The organism is Hyphomicrobium sp. (assembly GCF_047600905.1).
Taxonomy (GTDB): domain Bacteria; phylum Pseudomonadota; class Alphaproteobacteria; order Rhizobiales; family Hyphomicrobiaceae; genus Hyphomicrobium_B.
The window spans coordinates 897,499-921,765 of record NZ_JASGKD010000001.1 but is presented as its reverse complement, the minus strand read 5'-3'; the positions used below and the strand labels follow the sequence as shown (position 1 = coordinate 921,765).

The following is a 24,267-nucleotide window of genomic DNA, read 5'->3' as shown; positions in this document are numbered from 1 at the left end:
CCTCAGTTCTGCTGGCTCAGCGAAAGGCTGTCTCATTCATATGGGCACTGCACGTCGCCAAGCTCGACATAGACGCTCTTCAATTGCGTGTAGTGCTCGACGGCTGCCTGACCGTTCTCGTGCCCGAAGCCCAATTCCTTGATGCCGCCGAACGGCATCTCGACGGGCGTGACGTTGTAGTTGTTGATCCAGCAGATGCCGGCTTCGAGCCGCGCCGCAACCCGATGCGCCCGCGCCAGATCGCGAGTGAACAGCCCCGCCGCCAAGCCGAACCGCGTGGCGTTCGCTCGCGCGATCACCTCGTCCTCGTCACGAAACCTCAACACCGACATGACAGGCCCGAAAATCTCCTCCCGGACGATGCTCATCTCGTCGGTGCAGTCGGCAAAAACGGCCGGCCGAATGTAATTGCCGCGATTGAGTGGAGCCTCGTCGATCCGTTCACCGCCATAACAAAGCCGCGCGCCGTCCGATTTTCCCGCAGCGATAAATCCCAAAACCCGCTCCAGATGAGGCCGCGAGATCAGCGCTCCGACTTGCGTTTCTGGCTCCAGCGGCAGCCCGATGCGAAGCTTCTTCGTCCGCTCGACCACCATGTCGATGAATGCGTCGTAGATGTCGTCATGCACGAAGACCCGCGTACAGTTCGTACAGATTTCACCCTGCGTATAGAAATTGCCGAGCATCGCCGCCGAAACAGCCTGGCGAAGATCGGCGTCAGCGAATACCAGCAGGGCCGACTTGCCGCTGAGTTCCATCGTGGTCCGTTTAAGGGTCGCAGCCGCGGCGGCGACGATCTTTTTGCCCGTGCCAACCGACCCCGTCAGCGAAATCTTGGCAACGCGTGGGTCGGTCGTCAGCATCGCCCCGGTGCGGGCATCGCCATGCAGGACGTTGAATACGCCGTCCGGAAGACCGGCCTCCGAGTAGATCTCAGCAAGTCTCACCGACGTAGTCGGCGTCATCTCTGAGGTCTTGAAAATCATAGCATTGCCGCACGCGAGTGCTGGAGCGGACTTCCAGCATGCGATCTGAATCGGATAGTTCCAGGATCCGATGCCGACACAAATCCCGATCGGTTCGCGACGCGTGTAAACAAAAGCATTGTTGAGTGCGATCTGCTCGCCATGCAGCGTTGCCGCGACGCCCGCGAAATATTCGATGCAATCGGCGCCGCTGACGACGTCGACGACCTCGGCCTCCTGAATCGGCTTTCCCGTATCGCGAACCTCGATCTCGGCGAGTTCGCGATTGCGATCTCTCAGAATTCTCGCCGCTTTGTTCAGTACGCGCCCGCGCTCGGCGCCGGACATTCCCGACCAGCGGGCCAGACCTTCCTTCGCGGAGTGGAGAGCCGCATCGACCTCCGGCGCCAACGCAATCTCCACCCGTGAAATAAGTTCCCCGGTCGCCGGATCGGTATTTTCAAAGGTCTCGCCGTCGGCCGCAGCGACGAAACGGCCACCGATGTAGTTCTGGAGTAGCTGCGCCATCACCCACACTCTTTGGATCTGCTCTGGCAGCCATGGAGCGCGGCACCCCGGAGCTGCTCTCGTCAGCGGTCCGCCCGAGCGCACCGAAGAAGGTCAACCCTATGCCGCTCCGGCATTCGGCAGGCATTGTCAGATACGACGCGAATATTGTCCGCCGCGACAGGGGCGGCACTGCCAAAAAGACCAACACTATCGAATGCATAAGCGCGGAAGACGCCTGCTTTTGCAGCACAATAAGCTTATTTCCGCAGCACGAAATTGAATTTCTGGAACTTGTCAAAAAACGACGGGGTGCTAAGATTTTATGACGGCCTTCTGTTCGAGGTCATACTCGATCACGGGTCGCCGCCGCAGCCCGATGGGCTCAAAGCGCGAGTTGATTTGCGGAGCATCCGGGAGCTTTGCTGCGTGAATGAAGTTCCGGCTCGACTAAGCACGATCCGTCGGATCGGGTTTCTGACATTGAACGAATACACCATGATCGCGCTCTCAAGCGCGATCGAGGTCCTGCGAATGGCCAATCGGTTGAGCGGCCAGCAGCATTATTCGTGGACCATCCTGACGCTGGACGGCAAGCCAACGTCTTGCAGCAATGGCCTCTCGTTCGCCGATGCGAAAACCTATGATGATGCAGGCGATCTCGACTTGGTGCTCGTCTGCGGGGGCACCAGCGTCGAAAAATTCGTCAATGAAAAGGTCGTGAGCCTGCTCCGCCGAATCGCGCACGACGGCGTCGTACTCGGAGGACTCTGCACCGGAACCTATGCCCTTGTGAAATCGGGCCTTCTCGACGGCTACCGCTGCACGGTCCACTGGGAAAACATGGCCGGCCTGCGTGAATTTCATTCGCGCGTCCAGTTCCAGGAAGAGCTTTTCGTCATCGATCGCGATCGCATCACCTGCACCGGCGGCATCGCACCCGCCGACATGATGCTGACCATCGTCAAAAGCGCCTTCGGCAAAACCTTGGTTGCGGACATCTCCAACCAGTTCATCCTTGAGCGCGTTCGCGACGGCTTCGATCGCCAGCACATTCCGATGGCGGCACGCCTTGGATTTAACCATAGCGCCCTCGTCGACATCGCCGAACTGATGGAAGCCAATTTCGAAGAGCCGCTGACCGCGGTCGAACTCGCCAAGCTGGCTGGACTATCCCTCCGCCAGGTTCAGCGCATGTTCCAGGTCTCGCTCGATACGACACCGACCAAATATTACCTGCAGCTCCGCCTTCGCAGGGCACGCGAACTCCTTTTGCAGTCGCAAATGTCGATTACTCAGATCGCAATTTCCTGCGGTTTCCAATCGACATGCCATTTCAGCAAATCCTACAGAGCCCTTTACGGCCGGACGCCCCGCAGCGAGCGCCAGCCTCAAGGCAACAAGGCAGAATTTGGCGCTCCGCCGCCGCTGCGCCGAGCGAGCGGCCGCGCGCGCGTCTCCTCCATTTGATGCGAAGATCCCAAACATCAGGATTTTCGCACTGCAGAGGATTGAACCGACCTCTTTAAAGAAAGGGGTGTGTCCTAGGCGCGTAAGCGCTAGATCGCGTCGCAATTGCAAAAATGGATAGCGGGCGCCTGCTGTTAGCTAACGCGGTCGCCCAAGCCGGGTGGCGCCTTTCAACAGGCAACCGACAAAGGGCGGTCGTCTTTTTGATCCCCGTAAGCGGACTGTTGTGAATATCGCCTGCATTGCCAACAACAGGAGTTGTCATGACACGCATTGCGATTGGGGCGGCTTTCGCCCTCGTCCTCGCCGCAACAACGGCGCACGCAGGAGACAGTGCAACTTGTAAAAAAGTCCGCTTCGCCGACGTCGGCTGGACTGACATCCAGGTAACGACCGGAACCACCGCCAACATCCTCGAAGCATTGGGCTACGAGCCCGAGGTCAAAACCCTCTCGGTACCGGTCACATACGCCTCACTGAAGAACAAGGACATCGATGTTTTCCTCGGCAACTGGATGCCGAGCATGACAGCCGACATCAAGCCTTATATCGACGACAAGTCGGTGGAAGTGCTCGGCGTCAACCTCGACAATGCGGGCTATGGCCTCGTCGTGCCCGACTACGTCGCCGACGCAGGCGTCAAGAGCCTCAAGGATCTCGGCGCCCACAAGGATCAGTTCGAGGGCAAAATCTACGGCATCGAAGCTGGCAACGACGGCAACCGCATCATCAGCACGATGATCTCCAAGCCCGAGAACAACCTGCAGGGCTTCGAGCTTGTCGAAAGCTCGGAGGCGGGCATGCTGACCGAAGCCGAAAAAGACATGAAAAAGAAAAAATGGATCGTTTTCCTCGGCTGGACGCCGCATCCGGTTATGGGCGAAATGAAAATCCATTACCTCGATGGCATGGGTGATTCAGGCTTCGGCGCCGCAACCGTCAGCACCAACGTGCGCGCGAACTACGAAAACGACTGCCCCAACGTCGCCAAACTCCTGAAAAACCTGAAATTCAATCTCGCCATGGAAGGCGCGATGATGGATCCGGTCTTGAAGAGCGGCGCCGATCCGAAGGCGACCGCGCTCGAATGGCTGAAGAAGAATCCCGATGCCGCCACACCTTGGCTTGCAGGCGTGACGACATTCGACGGCGGGGACGCGGCGGCCGCTCTCAAAGCTGCTCTCGCGAAATAGGGAACGTCGCAAAAGCATACACCACCCGGCACAGCTCGGACGGTCGCCATCCCGGCGGCCGTTCGCAGCAAAGAGAAGCTTGACCACTGGGAACGGCGCAGATGGATCCGGTATCGAAGCTGATAACCGCTTGGAAAATTCCAATCGGCCAATTCGGCAAGGCAATATTCGATTTCGTCACCGATTATTTTCAGTGGTTCTTCGACGCCGTCTCGACAGTCCTCGAAACGCTCGTCGATGGCACTTCCGGCCTTCTGCTCCAAATTCCACCGGTAATCCTCGCCATCATTCTCGCGGGCTTCGCCTACTGGCTGAGGCGGTCGGCGACGCTGGCGGTCGGTGTTCTGCTCGGGCTTCTTTTCATTCTCAATCAAGGTCTTTGGAAAGAAACTGTGCAAACGCTGGTGCTTGTGCTTTCGGCAACAGCGCTATCGATGCTCATCGGCGTGCCCATCGGCATCTGGGCAGCCCATAAGCCGCACGTGTGGCGTATCACCCAGCCGATCCTCGACCTCATGCAGACGATGCCGACCTTCGTCTATCTCATTCCGATCCTCATCCTTTTCGGACTTGGCGCCGCTCCGGCTCTGATCGTGACGATCATCTTTGCGATGCCGGCCCCGGTCCGAATGACCTATCTCGGCCTGACATCCATCCCGAAGCCGATGCTCGAAGCCGGCGAAAGCTTTGGCGCCACCAAGCGTCAGCTTCTATGGAAGGTCGAGCTTCCGGCCGCCCTCCCCTCGATCATGGCTGGCCTCACGCAGTGCATCATGCTCTCGCTTTCGATGGTCGTATTCGCAACACTGATCGGCGCGCCGAGCCTCGGCAACCCCGTCAACCGCGCCCTCGCCAACCGCAACATTCCACTCGGCATTGAAGCCGGCCTCGCGATCGTTATCCTTGCCATCATTCTCGATCGCGCCCTCGCCGTGAAACCGGAGGTACGGAAATGAGCGTCGCCGTCGACTTCAAGAATGTCGATATCATCTTCGGCAAGGACATCCCGCGCGTGCTCGCGATGGTCGATGCCGGGGATTCGCGCGCGGAAATTCTCTCCAAGACCGGCGCCGTGCTTGGCGCCGCCGGCGCTAATCTCACCGTCAACGAGGGCGAGATCTCCGTTCTGATGGGCCTGTCCGGTTCCGGCAAATCAACGTTGCTACGCGCCGTCAACGGCCTAAACAAAGTTTCGCGCGGCTCCCTTCTGGTCAAGGACGGCGACCGCATGGTCGACATCGCTTCCTGCGACGCCGCAACTCTTCGACATATGCGCCAGAACCAGGTCGCGATGGTGTTCCAGCAGTTCGCACTCCTGCCCTGGCGAACCGTACGCGAGAACGCGGGGCTTGGCCTCGAACTCGCCGGCGTGCCCCCGGCGGAACTCAAGGAGCGTGTCGATCGCCAGCTGCACCTCGTCGGTCTCGACAGCTGGGCCAACAAATATGTTCACGAGCTCTCCGGCGGCATGCAACAGCGCGTCGGCCTGGCGCGCGCATTTGCAACCGACGCGCCGATCCTGCTTATGGACGAGCCGTTCTCAGCCCTCGATCCTCTCATCCGCACGAAGTTGCAGGACGAGTTGCTCCAGCTTCAGAAGACGATCAAGAAAACCATCATCTTCGTCAGCCACGACCTAGAAGAAGCGCTGAAGATCGGCAACCGCATCACGATTATGGAAAGCGGCCGGATCGTGCAGTCGGGCGCGCCCGAGGATATCGTCCTGCAACCCGCCGACGACTACGTTCGTGACTTCATCGCTAACGTCAATCCGCTGTCCGTCCTGACGGCCTGGAACGTCATGCGCACCAAGCACGACCTCATACCGGCCGACGACAACTGGATCTGGCTCGACAGCAAGAAGACCACGAAGTTCCGCATCGACGACAACGGCACCGTTATCGGCGCCGAATGCGAAGGCCGATCGGCACAGTGGGTGTCCTGCAGCAATGTCGAAGACCCGCTACGCGAAAATGCCTACCCGATCTACTGGGCTCGTCCCGGCACGAGCCTCAAGACCGTCATTCTCGCCATGCACAAGACCGCCGCCGCCCCAGTCGCGCTCTTTGACGACTCCGATCGCTTCGTCGGCGCGATCAGCGTGCCGGATGTTCTGCAGGCCATCCTGCGCCGATCCGATTGATGAAACGCGCCGCGTGGTAATACTATTTCTCGACCACCACGTCGCTTAGCGGCTTGCTGCAACAGATCAGGATCATGCCGGCGTCGATCTCGCGCTGACGAATCCCGCCGCCATGGGTCATCACCACTTGACCCGACAGCTTCTTGCTCTTGCAGGTCCCGCAAACGCCTTTGCTGCATGAAAACGGCAGCCTCAGACCCGCTGCCTTCGCCGCATCGAGAATGAACTGGTCCGGGCGGCAATCGATAGTGCGGCCCGACTTTGTAAACTCGATCTTGAAGCCGCCGCTGGCCGCGTCCGCCGCCAGAGCCTCTTCAACCTCTGCCTTCTCTTCCGGACTCAACCGCTCGAACGAAAAGCTTTCCTCGTGATAGTGCGCTATGTCGAAGCCAGCGTCCTTCAACATCGACCGGACATTCGTCATGTAGGCTTCCGGCCCGCAGCAAAAAATCTCACGTTCGGCGAGGTCCGGAACGATCGATTTCAACAGCGGCAGCGTCAGGTATCCGGTAGGCGCGCTCCAATCCCGATGCTCGCCCCTCTGCTCACAGACGAAGGCGGTTCGAAACCGTTCCGAACCGTGCGTCATCATCGTAAGTTCATTGCGAAAAATGATATCGCGCGGCGTCCGCGCGCTATGCACGAAAACGACGTCCCGATCCTCACCAAGCTCATAGAGCGTTCGCGACATCGACATCAACGGCGTTACACCCGAACCGCCGGAGAGAAACAGGTATTTCCGCGCCGGATGAAGCGTGAAACTGAATTCGCCGGAAGGTCCCAGCGCCTTGATCGCGCTTCCGAGCTTCAAATTCTCATGCAGCCAGTTCGATACCTTGCCGCCCGGAACCCGCTTCACCGTAATCGATAGGGTATCGGGCCGCGTCGGTGGCGACGAGATCGTATAGCACCGATTGATCGTTTCTCCGCCGATCTCCACCTCGATGGTGATGAACTGTCCGGGCCGGAACCTGAACAGCTTCGGCGACGTCGAACGAAACAGGAAGCTTTTGACGTCATGCGTCTCCTGCCGCACATGCGTGCAGATCAGCGTGTCGTCCTCGTCCGAATTCCACTTGCCCGGCACGGCATCCCATAAAGCCGGACCGGGTCTCTCCTGCGTATCGGTCATAGTGTTTATGCGCTCGCGGCAAACGGACTGATGGTTGCCGATTTATGACCGGTTCCCGTCCTGAGCCGCTGGAAATACCAGGACATGAACTTCTCGACCAGCTCTTCCGTATAGGGCGAATAGGGTCCCGGTTGATAGGCCGAGTTCTCTGAACCGATCTGCGTGCGCTCCACCAGCGAGCCGTCTTGCAGGTTTGTCGCGTGCCAGACCGCACTGAGCTGCTTAGGATCGTAGTCCTGCCCTTCGACGGCATCCTTATGCACGAGCCATTTGGTACGAAGCAGCGTGTGCTTGGCATCGATCGGCAGCACGCTGAACGTCACGATGTGATCGCTCATGAAGTGGTGCCAGGAATTCGGCTGCGTCCAGAACGACAGGCCGCCGAGATTTCTCTGCTCCAAGCTGCCGAGCAACTTTTTACACGCCACCTTGCTGTCCATCGTCTGCGACTCGCCTGCCTTGTCGAGGGGCAGACGTTCCGTCCGGAAGGCCGTCACGCGGCTGTCGAGAAATTCCAGCTCCACCGACGGCAGACCGCACGATTCCCACCGCGCGTGCTCTTGCTGGGTCAGTTCTTTGAATGCACGCACATCATCGGCGTTCTCGGGCGATGGCTGATACCCGAACCCAAATTCGTAGAGTGAGATCGTCAGCTCCGGATGGTTTCCCTTGCAATGATAGCATTCACGATTGTTCTCCATCGTGAGCTTCCAATTGCCATTTTCAATCAGATCTTCCTCGAAGGCGACTTTGCATTCGCTGATCCGGTGCGGAAGGATGTAGGGCTCCATCTCTCGCCGCATCTGCTCGAAATCCACCGGCGGCTGATCGGCAAGACAAATGAAGACAAGCCCCCCGACGTTGCCGACATGAACCATTTTCAGGCCGAATTTACTGCGGTCGAAGCCATCACCCATGTGCTCGGTGTGAATGAGATTGCCGCGCAGGTCGTAGGTCCACTGATGATAGGGACAGACGACATTGCCGACGCTTCCCTTGTCGCCGTCGCAAAGCCGCGCGCCGCGATGACGGCAAACGTTATGAAACGCCGTAATCGACATGTCGTCATCTCGTGCGACGACGATCGAAGTTTTCCCGACGGGGACGGTGAAAAAATCTCCTGGCTCCGGAATGTCCGGCTCGCAGCCGACGTAAATCCAGGTGCCGCCGAAGATCAGCTCCATGTCGAGGTCGAAGATCTCTTTGCTCTGATAGAATGGCGCTTCGAGGCTATAGCCCGGCCGCCGACGCGCAATCATGGACCGCAGTTCACTGGAAATTTGCATGTGGTCCTCCCAATCAAAGGGCTCGCTCAAAAATCGACGAGGCGATGTTCTCTCAGATAATTCAGCACCACTTGTGCTTTATCGACGGTTGTCCCTTCAAAAGCGACAACACCACCCTTTGCCTCAGACACGATCGCCGAACGCATGCGCGCGTGACCGGCCTTTTTCTCCTGCGCCTTTAAGCGGATAGGGTGCCTTGCTTCCACCTCCACGGTCCAGGCTCGCTCGATTGCGACGGACGGCGGCCCGACCTCAGTTCCCGTCTCGATCGAACCCGAAATACGCCGCGAATAAGCATATCCGAGACGCACCGGTGCGAGAGGATGAACGGCTATGACTGCCGGTAGACTGCAAGCAACCAGGCGTCTCTGCCCCTTGGGCAGGAATTGACGAATTTGCGCCTCCCCATCACCAAGCCTGATCTCAAGTGCGTTGGCGACGACGGTCCGTCCGAGCGCTTGTGCCAGCAGATAGGGAAGCAGTCCGCTGCCCTCACCCAACTCAGTCCGCGAGCCCGTCAAAATCACGTCGACGTCCGCAAGCGCATTCGTGAGCAATGAAACAACGTCAACGTCCGGTGCAGCCGGCAATACTTCTATTTTCGTTGCGCCGTACGCGAGGTAATCGCGCAGCGACGGCTCCTGCGCATCTCCGGCATGCACGACGCGCAAATTATCGCCCACCAGAGACATGCCGACCGCCAGCGCGACGGCATCGCCGCGACAGGCACGAGGCGCACCGCTGACGGAATGCCGGCCGGATGAAATCAACGCCGCAACCGAGACAGCACTCATGCCTTTGTCTCCGGTTCGGACTGCAACCGCGCCTGCGCGACGCGCGCGATCAGCGCCTGCATCAGGTCCTCGGCATCGGCGATAACAGTCAGGTCGGCACGCTTCGCGATGGGAGCGCCGGCATCACGATTTATCGCAATGACGTGGCGGCATGCCTTGATGCCCTGCAGATGCTGAACCGCGCCGGAAATGCCGATTGCGAAATAAGTCGTCGCGCTGACGGTTTTGCCCGACGCACCGATTTGCTTGCTGCGCGGCAATTTCCCGTCGTCGACCGCGACGCGGCTTGCACCGACGGTGGCACCCAGCGATTGCGCGAGCGCTTCCAGTGTCGCAACATTTTTAACGCCGTTGCCAGCCGATACGATGAAATCCGCCTCCTCGAGAGCAATCGCGCCCGATTCCGTGGGCTCTAATCCGAGATCTCGGTATCGCTTGGTCGATATGTCCGGCTCCGGTGCCCTCAGCATCTCGCCCGCGCCCAAAAACGGCAGGCTGGAATCGACCGCGCCCGGCTGGAGAAGAACAAATCGCGGGAGTGGTTGATCTGCCATTCTGGCGCCGCCCGACCACCCGACAGCGACGTGCTTGCCGTCCAATTCAACGACGTGGGTCGCAGCCGAGGCTCTTTGCCTCGCAATCAGACGCCGCCCGAGATCGCCATCCCCGAGCAGATTATCCGGCATGAAAACATGCTCTGGCTTGAACTCCTCAAGAAGAGCCTCAATCACAAACTCCTCACGCTCCGGATCAAAACGCGCCGCGTCCACAGCATCCACGACAACGACCTTATCGGCGCCCGCCACCGCCGCATCTTCGTGGAAGGCTCCGAAAATGACCGCGATGACTCCCGTCTCCGGACCTGCCAGGATCGCGGCGGCGGCAATAGCCTCACGGGCATGATCGTCCAGCCGTCCGCGGTAGGCGTGCGCAACGGCCATATACCATCCCGTTGGCTGCACATTGGTGCGCAGGGGCTTCGCGCGTGCCATCGCGCCGAGACTTCCCGGCCCCGCTGAAATGTCAGCTATCCCTATCTCACCCAGAACGATCCTGCGAAGTCCATTCGGACCGACGCGATAAGGACGCCGCGGATCGACGCGCTTGGCGTTCATGGCCGCGCCTCCAGAGCGCCAGCCACCAGTTCGGCAATATCGAGCACTTCAGCCCGATCTCCGGCGACACCTTCGAGCATTGCCGTACACTGCGGACATGCGACGGCGACGATTTCGGCGCCGGTGCTGCGAACGTCGCCCATGCGCATGTCGGGAATCCGCTGCTTGCCCGGAATGTCTGTCAGCGGAGCGCCGCCACCGCCACCACAGCAGCGAGCGCGAAATCCCGAACGCTCCATTTCGCGAACCGAGATGCCGAGCCGACGCAAAACCGCACGTGGCGCCTCGAACTCGCCGTTGTACCGACCAAGATAGCAGGGATCGTGATAGGTGATCGCGCGCGCGTCCTGAAGCTTCGATGCCGGCAACGTGCCGTTTGCCATCAACTCGTCGATCAACGCCGTGTGGTGCATCACGACGTAGCGACCTCCAAGCGCGGGATATTCGTTGCGGAGGCTGTGCAGCACATGCGGGTCTGGGCTAACAATTCTCTTGAAGTTGAGCGCCGCCAAAGTCGCTATGTTCTTTTTCGCCAGCGCTTGAAACGTCGCCTCGTCCCCGAGCCGCCGCGCCGTATCGCCGGTATCGCTCTCGACATCTCCAAGCACTGCGAAATCTGCCTTTGCGGCCTTTAAAATCTTGACCAGTGACCGCAGTGTCCGCTGATAGCGCGTATCGAAAGCTCCCTCGCCCGCAAACAGCAGAATATCGACAGCCTTCCCGGCCTCGGCCGTCCGTACATCGAGATCGATTGCCCAGTTGTATCTCGATGAATTCGAGTAACCGCCTTGAGTGGCGGTTTCTCGCAGATTGGCGAGCACCTCCGGCGCAGTTCCCGGCACATCTCCACGCGTCAGATTGAGGCTCCGGCGCATGCCGACGATGGCGTCGACGTGCTCGATGAGCATTGGGCATTCTTCCACGCAGGCCCGGCACGTCGTGCATGACCAAAGCGTCTGCGGCTCAATCAGTTCCGGAACGATCGCCTCGTGCGGCGCGCCCCGATGAACGCCTATTGCGATGCCCGGATAGGGGCTGCCCGCATAGCCCGTGTCGGCCGACGCCGAGAGTCCGCACACAAGATCCTGAATGAGCTTCTTCGGATTAAGGGGTTGGCCCGCCGCGAACGCTGGACAAGCTTGCTCGCATTTTCCACACTGGACGCAGGCATCGAAACTCAACAGCTGATTCCAGCGAAAATCAGCAGGAGCATTCACACCGAACTCATGCCGATCAAGCGCCAGCGGTTTCAAACCTGTCGATCGCACACCCGCAAAACGCTCCGGACGCGGATGAAAAGCGAGATGCAGCAAGCCTGCAACGGCGTGCTTCATCGGCGCGCCAAGTCCGATCCCCAGCGCGAGTTCCGCTGATCCTACAAAAAGCAAAAACAGCGCGATTGCCGCGATCGCCGCTGAAGTGAAATGGGTCGGGAGCGCAACCGCCAAGGCCAGACCGACAGCAAACGCCGCCAGCGTAAATGGCAGCCTGTCCCATGCGCCATGCGAAAGCCGCGATGGCGGATTCCGGCGCCTTTGCCAAACGAAATAGACGCCCGTCAGCATCACGGCGGCCGCTATCAAAATAGCCCAATCGAGAACCGGCCAATAAAGCGCCAGCCCATAATTCAAAGCCACGAGCAGCAACGCTAGGACCGCCCCACCGGCAGTTGCGACGTGCGTATGCGCGATATACGGCTCGCGCGCGACCACATGATGCAAATCGACGAAATACCGCTTCGGAACCGTGAGCAACGCCGACCACTCTATTGGCGATGGTTGTCCCATCCTCCATAGCGCCGCGCGCCGGAAAAGCCCCACCGCCAGCGTCGCCATGGTCAGCCAGAACAAGATCGTGATGGCAGCCGCGACGAACACGATCAGAAATCCTTGCAGAGCCTGAGTGAATCGTAGATGGCGGCGTGAATGTTGTGCATCGACACGCAATCGCCGACGCGGAACAGGACGAAACGATCGCCGTCCGTAGCTTCGTTCAGCGCCGGCTGCGGCTCATTTGCATAGAGCGAATTGAGATCCGTCTGTCCGCGATTGAGCGACTTCTCCTTGAGAGACCAATAGAGCTCGGTATTCGGCGTTATGCCGTTCTCGATCACCACTTGATCAACGGCGCGTTCCTCAAGCTCGTCGGTGTACTCGTTGCGAAGCACCGCGATCTTCTTGTTTCCCTCGGCGTAGACCCGATCGAGCCAAAAATTCGGTGTCGGAATGATCCCCTGCGAATACATACGCCGATAGAAGATCGGAAACGTCGTGCCGCCGACGTCGTCACCGACTTTGACATCCGGCGTGACGATCTCGACCGTGCACCCCCGGCTCGCTAGGAAATCGGCAGTACCAAAGCCCGCGTGCGTGCTAATGCCATCGTAAACCAGCACGTTTTCAGCGGGTGGAACTTTTTCGGAAAGAATGTCCCAGGCGCTGACCGAAAGTCCCTCGGCAGCACCCCAGCCCTCGACCTGATCGACATGGCTCCGGCCTCCCGTCGCCAAAACGACGATGTCGGGGGTCTCGCTGAGGACCATCTCAGTCGTCGCCTCAGCGCCCAGCCGCCGGTCGACGCCCAATCGCTTCGTTTCAAGATCGAACCAGCGCACGATACCTGCCATCTGCTCGCGCTGAGGCGCTTTCGCAGCCAGATTGATTTGCCCACCGACAACGTCGTTCCGCTCGAACAGCACCACGTCGTGCCCGCGCGAACGACAAACGCGCGCCGCTTCGAGACCGGCGGGGCCGCCGCCGACGACCACAACGCGGCGCTTCCGGCCTTTCGTCGGCGTTATGATGTGAGGCATCGTCGCCTCGCGCGACGTCGCCGCATTCTGAACGCACAGTGTATCGGAGCCCGAATACATGCGATCGATGCAGTAATTGGCGCCGACGCATTGGCGGATCTGATCCTCACGCCCTTCGCGCACTTTGTTCATAATGTGCGGATCGGCGATATGTGCGCGCGTCATGCCGACGATATCGACCATGCCGTTGGCAAGAATTCGCTCGGCTTGTGTTATGTCGCGAATGCCTTGTGCATGCAGGATCGGGACTTTGACGACCGATTTTATTCCTGCCGCCAGATGCACGAACGGCTCGGGTGGCAACGCCATCGGCGGCATGCAATTGGCAAGCGTATTGTGGGTATCGGCACCTGATCCGATGACGCTGATAAAATCGATGAGCCCGGTTTCGGACATCGCCTGCGCGATCTCCTTCAGGGTCTCATGGTCCAATCCATCATCGTGAAATTCGTCCGCACACATCCGCATGCCGACGCAATAATCGCGGCCGACGGCGTCGCGCACGGCATTCAGCACTTCGATCCCGAACCGCATGCGGTTGGCGAGACTGCCGCCCCATTCATCCGTGCGCATGTTGGTGCGCGGTGACCAGAACTGATCAATGAGTTGCTGATGCGCCGCCGAAATTTCGATACCGTCAAAACCTGATGCCTTGACGCGTTTCGCCGCTGCCGCGAAATCGGCGATGATGCGGCGGATATCCTCAATTTCGATGGCCTTGGCGTTGCCGCGATGCACAGGCTCGCGCACCCCCGACGGCGAAACGAGATGCGGCCACGGATCGCCCGCGTAAGCTGAACGCCGCCCCATGTGCGTCGCCTGGATCATGATTTTCATACCGTGGCGGTGGACGGTTTCGGCCAGTCGCGCCATCGGCTCGATCACGCGATCGGTGGTGAGATTGACGGGTTTCCACGAACCCTGCGGCACGTCGATCGAGACCGGGCTCGAACCGCCGCAGATCGCCATACCGAGGCCGCCCTTGGCCTTTTCTTCGTAGTAGCGGATATAGCGGTCGCCCGGCAAGCCGCCGGCATCGGCGTAAACTTCGGCATGCGCCGTTGAATAGATGCGGTTCGGCAACGTCAGCTGATTGAGCTTGATCGGGGTGAAGACATGAGGATAAGCCGCCATCGCTGGATCCTTGGGTCGCGTCGAGCCTCAGCAGTAGACGACCGTCGCGGCGAGCCCGCCGAGCGACGTCTCTTTGTACTTCGATTGCAGATCGTGCCCGGTTTGCCGCATCGTCTCGATTACCGCGTCGAGCGACACGAGGTGGCCGCCGTCATCCATCATGGCGAGGCGCGCAGCGTTGATGGCCTTCATGGCACCCATGCTGTTGCGCTCGATGCATGGCACCTGCACCAGCCCACCGATCGGATCGCAAGTCATGCCGAGATTGTGTTCCATGCCGATTTCGGCTGCATTCTCGACCTGCTCGGCGGTCGCGCCCATCACCGCGGCGAGGCCGGCCGCAGCCATTGAGCACGAGACGCCGATCTCTCCCTGACAACCCATTTCAGCAGCCGAGATCGACGCGTTCTTTTTATAAAGCATGCCTATCCCCGCCGCGGTGAGCAGAAAGCTCACAATATGATCGTCTCGCGTATCGGGATCGGCAGCGGCGTCGCAAAAGCGCGTATAGTAGGCAAGCACCGCAGGAATAACGCCCGCCGAGCCGTTGGTCGGCGCCGTCACCACGCGCCCGCCCGCAGCGTTCTCTTCGTTGACGGCAATCGCGAACGAACTCACCATGTCCATCGCGCGAAAATCAGAGGTCAGCTTGCCGTCGACCGCGCAAGCCTGACGGTAAAGCGCCGGCGCGCGCCGCTTGACGCCGAGGCCGCCCGGCAAAACGCCTTCGGTGGCAAGTCCGCGCTGCAAACAGCCATTCATCGCTTCCCAGACTTTGAGTAGCTTTGCCCGCGTCGCCTCTTCATTTTGATACGCCAACTCGTTTCGCCAGACGATGTCGGCAATCGAAAGATTGTAACGCTGGCAGAGGGCCAATAACTCTTTCGCGCTGCTGAAACCATATCGCACCGGCCGATGCGGAACTTCGTCGGTTCCGGAGCGGCGGCTCGCCGCCAGCGCCGCCTGATCCAGAACAGCGCCACCGCCAATCGAAAAATAGACATTCCGGTGCAGCGAGGCGCCAAGCTTATCGAAAGCTTCGACGACCATGCCGTTCGGATGCTCGCTCAGCATCCGGTCGCGATGAAAAAGCAGATCCGTCTCCGGAGCAAACGCGATTTCTCGCTCGCCGGCGAACATCAGCCGCTTCGTCTTACCGACGTCCGCCACGCGCTCTGCCAGCGTCGCAGGATCGGCATCCTCCGGCGTTTCTCCGAGCAATCCCCCGATCACGGCAAAATCTGTAGCGTGCCCGACGCCCGTCAGAGCCAGCGATCCGTAAAGTTCTACCACCACCCGCTCGACAAGATTTGCCAGCTTCTTGGCACGCAGTTCCGCGATGAAGCTGTTCACGGCGCTCATCGGCCCGACCGTGTGCGAACTCGATGGCCCAATGCCGATCCGGAAAACTTCAAAAACGCTATAGTTCATCCTGCCACTCCATGCGCGGCGCGGCCCGTCGCCTCGATGGCGGCAATCCCCAGTCCATACGGCGCCGCGGCGCGCGCAAGATAGCGCCAAATGTAGTCGGCGAAACTGCGGCGCATTAAGAGGCAGAAGCCGTCGGTCGTCCGGTGGGCGTACAGCGAAGCCTTGCCGAACGTCGTCCCGACCACACGGCCGGCTGCGAGCCCGGCAAAATCATAGACGCTGGTGTGTTCAAGCACATCGAGCGCGTTCGGGCCGAAAAGCAGGACTTGCGTGTATCCGCCCGAATTGTCGGCCACCTGGCTGCGAAGACCCTGTAGCGAAGATTTGAGACCGCTCGACAATGCGGCGAGCTGATCTCGGCGACAAACGATCATCCATTCGTCCGGTGAAACCCAAAGTGCCTTGACCGCACCCGAGACCGCAAACGTGCAGGGTGCAATCGGAAGCGGCACACTGATCGCCGCGGTGGCGCGATCGACGAACGTCGGATCGGCGGAATCGCCACGAAGGCTGATGTACCCGAGCAGCGGATCCTCGTTGGCCCATACGCCGCGGGAGGCGTCGACAGGCTGTGCCTGGCTCGCAAGCCCAAAAGAGCGCAGAGGCGATTGCATAACCGGCTCAGGCATTCTGCCGCTCTCCCTTTGGGTCCACGAACACCGCCGATACGACTTTCACTTTATGCGTCTTGCCGCCGGAATAGGCATAAAGCGAGCCCCGCTTCTCGTCGCTACGCCGGTTGATGCCGTCCCTGACCACTGCCATTGCGATCGAACGGTTGAGTTCCGGGCTGAAATAGCTCGATGTAACGTGCCCGAGCATCGGAACAGGTGGCGTCGTATCTGGCTGCTCGATGATCTGCGCCCCCTCCGCCAGCACGACGGCAGAATCCTCCGTCAATAAACCGACAAGCTGCTTCCGGTTCGGTGCCGAGGTATCGCTGCGCGCGAACGACCTCTTGCCGATGAAGCTGAAAGGCTTCTTCATCGCAACCGCCCATGCCATGTCGAGGTCGAACGGCGTCATCGATCCGTCCGTATCTTGGCCGACGATAATGAAACCTTTTTCGGCACGCAGCACGTGCATGGTATCGGTGCCGTAGGGCGTGATACCGAACTCGGCGCCAGCCTCGATGAGCGCTTCCCAGACATGCAGTCCGTAACTTGCATCGACATTTACTTCGAACGCCAGTTCGCCCGAGAAACTGATGCGAAAGACGCGCGCCGGAACGCCAGCGACGATCCCCTCTCGCCAATCCATGAATTTGAATGCAGACGGCGAAAGATCAATATCGGAGCAGAGCTTGGCCAGAACCTCCCGGCTTTTGGGTCCGACAACCGCCGCAGTCGCCCAATGATCGGTGACGGATGTCATATAGACATCGAGTTCCGGCCATTCCGTTTGATGCCAGTTTTCCAGCCATGTCAGCACACGACCGGCGCCGCCCGTCGTCGTCGTCATGAGAAAATGATTGTCGGACAGACAAGCGGTCACGCCGTCGTCCATCACCATGCCGTTCTCGTCGAGCATCAACCCGTAGCGGCATTTGCCGGGCGCGAGCTGTGTCCATGCATTGGCATAAACTCGATTGAGAAACTCACGGACGTCCTTGCCCTGGATGTCTATTTTGCCGAGCGTCGACGCATCCATGATGCCGACGCCCCGCCGCGCCGCCATGCACTCCCGGCGCACCGCCGCATCCTTGTCTTCGCCCGCCCGTAGAAAATACTGCGGTCGTAACCACTGCCCGACGGTCTCGAACACGGCGCCTCTTGCCACGTGCGCCGAATGCATGGCGGTGTATCGCTTCGGTTCGAACGTATCTCCCTCGTGTGCGCCCGCGAGCGTTCCGAATGTCACGGGCGAATAAGCCGGCCGATAGGTCGTCGTCCCGACTTCGGGAATGCTCTTGCCCAGCGCATCAGCAGCGATCGCAAATCCGTTGACGTTGGAGAGCTTACCCTGATCGGTTCCAAATCCGAGAGCGGTATAGCGCTTGATATGTTCGATCGAGCGATAGTTCTCGCGCACCGCCAAATGAATATCGGCGGCCGTTACGTCGTTCTGAAAATCGACGAACGCTTTTTTGCCGTGGCCCTCGGCCTTGCCGTCGGGAACCCGAAAGATGCGACGTGCCGGGATGCTTTCCGGCTCATCGGTCTCAAGGCTGCGAGCGCCCCGAACGGACGACTTCCCGAAAGAGCCGATCACAGCATCGATAACCTGCTGCGTTTGCTCCAGCGATGCTTGCAACCCGAACGTTCCGGAAATCGCCCCGGCGCAATAAATGCCCGCTGCAGCCCGGCCAAACGCCGGAGCGACGAACGCGAGCTTCGCTTCATCCCACAGCGGACGCCCGCCGTCATGGCAATAGAGGTGAACCGTCGGCGAAAGGCCACCGGAACTTCCGATCGCGTCACATTCGATCATTGGGCCGTTGGCAACGATCTCGTTTCTGTCCGTCTCGAGCTTGACGAGCTGTGCACCCTTGACGGCTTGCTTGCCGAACGCCGCGCCAATGCCAAAACCAGGCCGCACGTCGACGCCCGCAGCGTGCGCTCGCTGCTCCCAGAGGGTATTGGGATGCGAGCGCGTATCCGCCAACACCACTGAGCAGCCGGCACGGGCAAGATCGCACGCACCTTGATAGACAGAGTCATTGCTTGTCTGCAGCAACACGCGTTTACCGACGGCCACTCCATAACGATTGAGATACGTCGTCAGCGATGATGCCGTCAGAATGCCCGGCAAATCATTGTTGCCGAACACCAGAGGCCGCTCAATCGCGCCGCTCGCGAGAACGATTCGCTCGGCCCGGATGCGATGCAGCCTTTGCCGCGGCACCGAATCGCTACGGCTCGCAGGCGGAAGATGATCCTGAAGCTGCTCGACAGCGAGGACCAGATTCATGTCGTGCAATGCAAACGCACTCGTGCGCGTCAACAGGCGTACCCTAGGCAGACTTTCCAGTTCGCCGAGCACGGCTTTGAGCCAATCTCCCGCGCTCTCTCCTCCGATGTTCGAATGGGGCGACGATAGCAGCCAGCCACCCATCTCGCTCTGCTCATCGACCAGGACGACGTTAAGGCCGGCACGTCCCGCATCTAGCGCCGCCAACAATCCGCAAGCTCCGCCGCCGACGATCAGAACCTGTGTATGGCAATTCTTATGATCGTATTTCTCGGTATCCGCTTCTTCCGGCGCAGTGCCATACCCGGCCGCCTGCCGAATGATGTGCTCGAAACGTGGCCACAGCTTTCGGTTCTGGAACGTCTTGTAATAGAACCCAGCCGGCATGAAACGCGAGAACGGGCCGCAGAAGCTTTTGAAATCGAACGCCAGGGTCGGCCAGCCGGTCGTTCGCCGCGCGACTAAGCCATCGTAAAGCTCGACCTGCGTCGCCTTGAGATTCGGAATCGTCAGCGCGCCGGTTTCAACTTGCGTCAGCGCGTTCGGTTCTTCAGGCCCGGCGCCGACGATGCCTCGCGGTCGTCCATACTTGAAGCTGCGGCCAAGCATCCGCACGCCATTTGCGAGCAAACCCGAGGCAAGCGTATCGCCCGCAAAGCCGTCATAGGACTGACCGTCGAAGGAGAACGTCAGCGGTCGGCCGAAATCGACGCGCGCTTCGGGATGTTTGACGCGATAGCTCGTCACTGCGTCTCACCTTCTGAATCATAAGCCTTGCGGCCTTCGGCAAGCGTCCACGATCCCGCGACAGCATTGGTTGCTGTGTTTCGCTTCACCACGAAAAACTTCCGGCACCCCGTCGCATGCGACCACAGCTCCCAATGCCAGCCCTTCGGATTTTTGCGCATGAACAGATAGTCACCCCAGGTTTCGTCATCGACGGTTTCCGGCGCGGAAGGACGAACTCGAAACGCCTCCCCGCCGTACCCGAACTCTTCTTCTTCACGCTTTTCCCGGCAGTGCGGACAGAACAGTACGAACATCGAATAGCCTCGGATTAGTGGGCGACGCCCGCGGCGCCGTGCTCGTCGATCAGATGCCCCGTTGAGAACCGATCGAGACTGAACGCTTTATTGAGTGGATGCGGCGCATCGTTCGCAATCGTGTACGCGAAGACGTTTCCCGACCCTGGTGTCGCCTTGAAACCACCAGTGCCCCAACCGCAGTTGAAGTAGAGGCCTTTCACTTTAGTTTTGCTGATGATCGGACAGGCATCCGGCGTCGTATCAACGATGCCACCCCATTGCCGGTTCATCCGAACTCGCGAAAAGATCGGAAAAAGCTCGATGATCGCCGCAGCCGTGTGCTCGATGATGTGCGGACTGCCGCGTTGCGTATAGCTTGTATAATGATCGATGCCCGCGCCGATGACGAGTTCGCCCTTGTCCGACTGGCTTGCATAGCCGTGGACGGCATTCGACATGACCACAGTGTCGAGCACCGGCTTCATCGATTCCGACACGAATGCTTGCAGCGGATGGCTCTCGATCGGCATGCGAATGCCGGCCATTTTTGCTATAATGGATGAGTGACCCGCCGCAACACAGCCGATGCGCTCGGCGCGAACCTGGCCCCGCGTCGTCTGCAAACCCTGAATCCGGCCATTGGCAATGTCCATGCCGGTGACTTCGCAATTTTCAATGATATCGACGCCGTATTTGCTTGCCGCGCGCGCAAATCCCCACGCCACCGCGTCGTGCCGCGCGATGCCGCCACGCGGTTGATAGCTCGCCCCCAATACCGGATAGCGCGCATTGCTGGAGGTGTTGAGGATCGGGATCATCCGTTTGACGCCTGCGGCGTCGAGCATCACGGCGTCGATGCCGTCCAGGTTGTTCGCGTTGACCCGCCGCTCGATGTCGCGCATATCCTGCAAAGTGTGACCAAGATTGAACACACCCCGCTGACTGAACATAACGTTGAAGTTCAGGTCTTCCGTGAGGCCTTCCCACAGCTTCAACGAATGCTCATAAAGCAGCGCCGCCTCGTCCCAGAGATAGTTCGAGCGGACGATCGTCGTGTTGCGGGCCGTATTGCCGCCGCCGAGATAGCCCTTCTCGATGACCGCGATGTCCCGGACGCCATGCTCCTTCGCGAGATAGTAAGCCGTCGCGAGACCATGCCCGCCCGCTCCGACGATGACGACATTATAGGACGGCTTCAGATCGGCACTTCGCCAAGCCGGGTCCCAGCCTTCATTGTGTTTGAGTCCCTTGGTGAAAAGCGACCAGAGCGAATAGTCTTTCTTCATCAAAAGTCCCCGCTGGCATCGCCCGCCGCAACCCACGATGCATCTCAGGTCGGGCTAGGCGTGGAAACTAGCCGGTGACGCCCCCATCGTCCTGCCAAGGAAGACGCGAATTTTGCTAATTGCGACATGCCGGATGGCACCTTCGTGCCGTGAGCGACAAAGCGCGTAACATATTGATGAAATTGGCTTAGAGGCGCGCGTCTAGCTAGCTCAACGACGCCAATAGAGCACGCGTCGGAGCAATGGAAATCTCGGGCCGCCCCGCCAATTCGAGATCGCAGAACGCCTTCGTCACGACCTCATGCTCGGTGAGGAAACGCAGCGTCGCCAAATCCTCAGGCGCACAGAGTTTCTCAAGCTCGGCATAGCGCTCGATGACTGGCTCCAGTTCCTTGCTGTAGCGCGCCATGAACGCATCCCAAGGAAGGGCGGCATACTTTTCGACGTTATCGATGCCCTTCTGACGGAAAACCTCGCTCTCAGTCGTGTCCCCGCCGAGCTTGGCAACCAGATCCCGCATCAGCGCTTTCGTGACGACCTCGAGCTCCGCAAGGATCCGCCATTTCTCCGACCTTTCGGGATCGTCGAGGTGATCGGCGATCCCCCGGTAGAGCGCCTCTCCGTAGACCTCGCCCTGGTAGGCTCGCTCGACCCTACGGAGAAAGTCATGATTTTCCTGAGTTGTCATAACAAACTCCTCCCCCTGCGTGGCGATGCCCCACGAAGCTGTCCAAATTAGAGCGGAGAAAAGCTGCGCTCAAGATGTCCGTAGGCTGCCCCGGAAGGCCGTAAAAATCTTCCAGGCCCGCGCACTCGGCATCCCATTCCTAAAGCGAATAGGAATAAATGTTGTTGCCGTTAATTCTTTTCGAGACGGCATGATCGCGCGTGATAGAAAACATAATTCGATGGTTTCGCTGCACAATATCACGTTCAAAAAAAACCGGCGGTTCGCACTTTAATAATCCGTTATTCATCCGGACGTTTCATGTCAGCAGATTGTTAATGACGGCTGGCGATATTGGCGCCGGCGCATGATGCGCTCATTTTGCCGCCGAATGATTTGGCCACCGCTTCCTCCAGGTTGCCCCGTATGCAGGCCAAAACATTTTTCTCTAGCTTCCGAAATTTGACGGCCGTCCCGCGGGACGACGAAAATCTTTTGTTGGCGCAATATTCTGCTTTTTCCAAGCAGATGCCGCTTCTTTATATTGTGCTGATCGCAAATACCTGGCTGCTCGCGTTTACGTTCATCGACACGGCACCTCGGGTTCTCGCACTATATATCCCGATCTTTCTGACGATAGTCTGCGCCGTCCGCATAGCGGCGTGGACTTTGTCCATCGGACGCTCGCCGACGAAAGAAATTGCTTTCCTTAGGCTATCACGCGCGAACAAACTTGCCGCCATATTATCGATTGGCTTTGCGACCTGGGCGATCTCACTCTTCCCCTATGGAGATGCCATCGATAGGGCGCAGATCGCCTTCTACATGGCGATCACGGTGATCGCATGCATCTTCTGCTTGATGTCCCTGCGCTCCGCCGCATTCAGCACGACCATCATCGTCAACGGCATTTTCATCGCGTTTTTCGGCTTTTCGGGCAATCCGAATTTTGTCGCCATAACGATCAATATGGTTCTCGTGACCATGTCGATGATGGTCAGTCTTTCCGTCAACTATAAGCAGTTGACGCAGCTCGTTATCGCACGCGACGACGCACAAAAGCTGATGAGCGCCAATTTCAAGCTCGCCAACCTCGATCCGCTGACAGAACTGCCGAACCGGCGTCAATTCTTTGGCCACCTCGACCGCGAATTTTCTCGCGTGAAGGCGGAGGACAAAAAACTTGCCGTCGGCGTCATGGATCTCGACGGCTTCAAGCCGGTCAATGATCGCTACGGCCATGCCGTTGGCGACGCATTGCTGATCGAAGTCGGAAGACGCCTCAAAGAGGCCTGCGGAAACAAGCTGCATTTGGCCCGCATCGGCGGCGATGAGTTCGCCGTCATCGCAACCGACTTCAAAACCGAGCACGAACTGCTCGCATCAGGCATTCGACTCTGTGAAGCCTTGCGCTCGCCAATTTTCCTCGACGATGCGACCGTACAGGTGTCAGGCTCGATCGGCTTTGCTATCTATCCCGACCTCGCGGCCAGCGCGACGGCACTTTTCGAGAGAGCAGATTACGCGCTTTTCAAAAGCAAACGCGAACAGCGCGGTCAGGCGACGCTGTTTTCGGTCGAAGATCGCGCCGAACTGCAGCGCGAAGCCGATATTGAGCAGGCTCTTCACGCCGCGGAACTCGACAAGGAATTGACTGTCGTCTTTCAGCCGATCGTCGATATCGACACCAACGAACCCGTCGCATTCGAAGCCTTGGCAAGATGGAACAGTCCGACGCTCGGTCCGCTCTCGCCCGCTCTTTTCATTCCGATCGCCGAGCGGTTGGGCTTCGTAAGCAAATTGACCTACGTGTTGTTCGATAAAGCCCTTGCCGCAGCCAGCCAGTGGCCACAACACATGCGGATGTCCTTCAATTTATCCGCCTACGACATTTGCGCCACTGAAAGCGTCGTGCGCCTCGTATCGACCGTTTTGAAAAGTGGCTTCGATCCGAAACGGCTCGACTTCGAAATCACCGAAACGGCGATCATGCAGGATTTCAAAGAGGCGTGCGAAACGATTGAAATCTTCCGCTCTCTCGGCTGCGGCATCTCTCTGGACGATTTCGGCACCGGCTATTCGAGCCTGACTCAGTTGAATTCTCTGCCGCTGACAAAGATTAAGATCGACCGAACCTTCGTTACCGACCTCCACATCAGTCCTGCGAACCACAAGATCGTGAAATCCCTTCTCGCCCTCAGTCGCGACATGGGCCTCGGCTGTGTCGTCGAAGGTGTCGAAAAAATCGACGAACTCGAAGCGCTGAAGGCCATCGGCTGCACAACCGTCCAGGGCTATCTGTTCGCGCCGCCGCTCGATAAAGAAGACGTTCTGGAATTTCTGCAAGCGAATGGCCGCACACCATCGGCGTCGATGATCGCCTGAGGCGCGAGGCGC

Annotated in this window: 18 protein-coding genes; 5 read left to right on the top strand and 13 right to left on the bottom strand. The window is 59.2% G+C overall.

Going from position 1 to position 24,267, the window contains the following annotated elements:
• Positions 1 to 32: 32 nt before the first annotated feature.
• On the bottom strand, positions 33 to 1,493 hold the full coding sequence (betB, locus tag QM780_RS04610; protein ID WP_415069311.1) for a betaine-aldehyde dehydrogenase: 1,461 nt from the start codon (positions 1,491 to 1,493) through the stop codon (positions 33 to 35).
• 408 nt (positions 1,494 to 1,901) lie between these two features.
• Here betB and QM780_RS04605 point away from each other — a divergent pair, with 408 nt between their 5' ends.
• From QM780_RS04605 to choV, 4 genes are all read left to right on the top strand, one after another.
• Positions 1,902 to 2,942: a GlxA family transcriptional regulator gene (locus tag QM780_RS04605; RefSeq protein WP_415069310.1), complete on the top strand. Its 1,041-nt coding sequence runs from the start codon at positions 1,902 to 1,904 to the stop codon at positions 2,940 to 2,942.
• Positions 2,943 to 3,205: 263 nt separating this feature from the next.
• The gene (gene choX / locus QM780_RS04600) at positions 3,206 to 4,135 is read left to right on the top strand and encodes a choline ABC transporter substrate-binding protein (protein WP_415069309.1); all 930 of its coding nucleotides are present in this window, start codon (positions 3,206 to 3,208) and stop codon (positions 4,133 to 4,135) included.
• A gap of 101 nt (positions 4,136 to 4,236) precedes the next feature.
• On the top strand, positions 4,237 to 5,091 hold the full coding sequence (choW, locus tag QM780_RS04595; RefSeq protein WP_415069308.1) for a choline ABC transporter permease subunit: 855 nt from the start codon (positions 4,237 to 4,239) through the stop codon (positions 5,089 to 5,091).
• Positions 5,088 to 6,278, top strand: a complete 1,191-nt coding sequence (gene choV, locus QM780_RS04590) for a choline ABC transporter ATP-binding protein (protein WP_415069307.1) — start codon at positions 5,088 to 5,090, stop codon at positions 6,276 to 6,278. The genes choW and choV overlap by 4 nt, the downstream gene beginning before the upstream one ends.
• Positions 6,279 to 6,300: 22 nt before the next feature.
• Here the strand turns inward: choV and QM780_RS04585 are convergent, their stop codons facing one another.
• From QM780_RS04585 to QM780_RS04530, 12 genes are all read right to left on the bottom strand, one after another.
• Positions 6,301 to 7,410: an FAD-binding oxidoreductase gene (locus tag QM780_RS04585; RefSeq protein WP_415069306.1), complete on the bottom strand. Its 1,110-nt coding sequence runs from the start codon at positions 7,408 to 7,410 to the stop codon at positions 6,301 to 6,303.
• A 5-nt stretch (positions 7,411 to 7,415) separates the two neighbouring features.
• Positions 7,416 to 8,696 (bottom strand): aromatic ring-hydroxylating oxygenase subunit alpha, encoded by a 1,281-nt coding sequence (locus QM780_RS04580; RefSeq protein ID WP_415069305.1) that lies wholly within the window; start codon positions 8,694 to 8,696, stop codon positions 7,416 to 7,418.
• Between the two features lie 26 nt (positions 8,697 to 8,722).
• A complete protein-coding gene (locus tag QM780_RS04575) occupies positions 8,723 to 9,490 on the bottom strand; it encodes a hypothetical protein (protein WP_415069304.1) in 768 nt (255 codons plus the stop codon).
• Positions 9,487 to 10,605 carry an electron transfer flavoprotein subunit alpha/FixB family protein gene (locus QM780_RS04570; RefSeq protein WP_415069303.1) on the bottom strand — a complete coding sequence of 373 codons (1,119 nt, stop codon included), beginning with the start codon at positions 10,603 to 10,605 and terminating at the stop codon, positions 9,487 to 9,489. Before QM780_RS04570 ends, QM780_RS04575 begins: the two co-directional genes overlap by 4 nt.
• Complete coding sequence (locus QM780_RS04565; RefSeq protein ID WP_415069302.1) at positions 10,602 to 12,482, bottom strand: (Fe-S)-binding protein; 1,881 nt, start codon at positions 12,480 to 12,482, stop codon at positions 10,602 to 10,604. Before QM780_RS04565 ends, QM780_RS04570 begins: the two co-directional genes overlap by 4 nt.
• Positions 12,483 to 12,484: 2 nt before the next feature.
• Entirely contained in the window at positions 12,485 to 14,551 is a 2,067-nt protein-coding gene (locus QM780_RS04560) for an FAD-dependent oxidoreductase (protein WP_415069301.1), read from the bottom strand.
• A 27-nt stretch (positions 14,552 to 14,578) separates the two neighbouring features.
• Positions 14,579 to 15,982 carry an L-serine ammonia-lyase gene (locus QM780_RS04555; RefSeq protein ID WP_415069300.1) on the bottom strand — a complete coding sequence of 468 codons (1,404 nt, stop codon included), beginning with the start codon at positions 15,980 to 15,982 and terminating at the stop codon, positions 14,579 to 14,581.
• The gene (locus tag QM780_RS04550) at positions 15,979 to 16,611 is read right to left on the bottom strand and encodes a sarcosine oxidase subunit gamma (protein WP_415069299.1); all 633 of its coding nucleotides are present in this window, start codon (positions 16,609 to 16,611) and stop codon (positions 15,979 to 15,981) included. The genes QM780_RS04555 and QM780_RS04550 overlap by 4 nt, the downstream gene beginning before the upstream one ends.
• On the bottom strand, positions 16,604 to 19,639 hold the full coding sequence (locus QM780_RS04545; RefSeq protein WP_415069298.1) for a sarcosine oxidase subunit alpha family protein: 3,036 nt from the start codon (positions 19,637 to 19,639) through the stop codon (positions 16,604 to 16,606). The genes QM780_RS04550 and QM780_RS04545 overlap by 8 nt, the downstream gene beginning before the upstream one ends.
• On the bottom strand, positions 19,636 to 19,935 hold the full coding sequence (locus tag QM780_RS04540; RefSeq protein ID WP_415069297.1) for a sarcosine oxidase subunit delta: 300 nt from the start codon (positions 19,933 to 19,935) through the stop codon (positions 19,636 to 19,638). Before QM780_RS04540 ends, QM780_RS04545 begins: the two co-directional genes overlap by 4 nt.
• 14 nt (positions 19,936 to 19,949) lie before the next feature.
• Positions 19,950 to 21,203 carry a sarcosine oxidase subunit beta family protein gene (locus QM780_RS04535; protein ID WP_415069296.1) on the bottom strand — a complete coding sequence of 418 codons (1,254 nt, stop codon included), beginning with the start codon at positions 21,201 to 21,203 and terminating at the stop codon, positions 19,950 to 19,952.
• Positions 21,204 to 21,408: 205 nt separating this feature from the next.
• Positions 21,409 to 21,891, bottom strand: a complete 483-nt coding sequence (locus tag QM780_RS04530) for a hypothetical protein (RefSeq protein WP_415069295.1) — start codon at positions 21,889 to 21,891, stop codon at positions 21,409 to 21,411.
• A gap of 477 nt (positions 21,892 to 22,368) precedes the next feature.
• On the opposite strand from QM780_RS04530, the gene QM780_RS04525 reads away from it, so the two are divergent.
• The gene (locus QM780_RS04525) at positions 22,369 to 24,255 is read left to right on the top strand and encodes a putative bifunctional diguanylate cyclase/phosphodiesterase (protein WP_415069294.1); all 1,887 of its coding nucleotides are present in this window, start codon (positions 22,369 to 22,371) and stop codon (positions 24,253 to 24,255) included.
• The last annotated feature ends 12 nt before the right edge of the window (positions 24,256 to 24,267 follow it).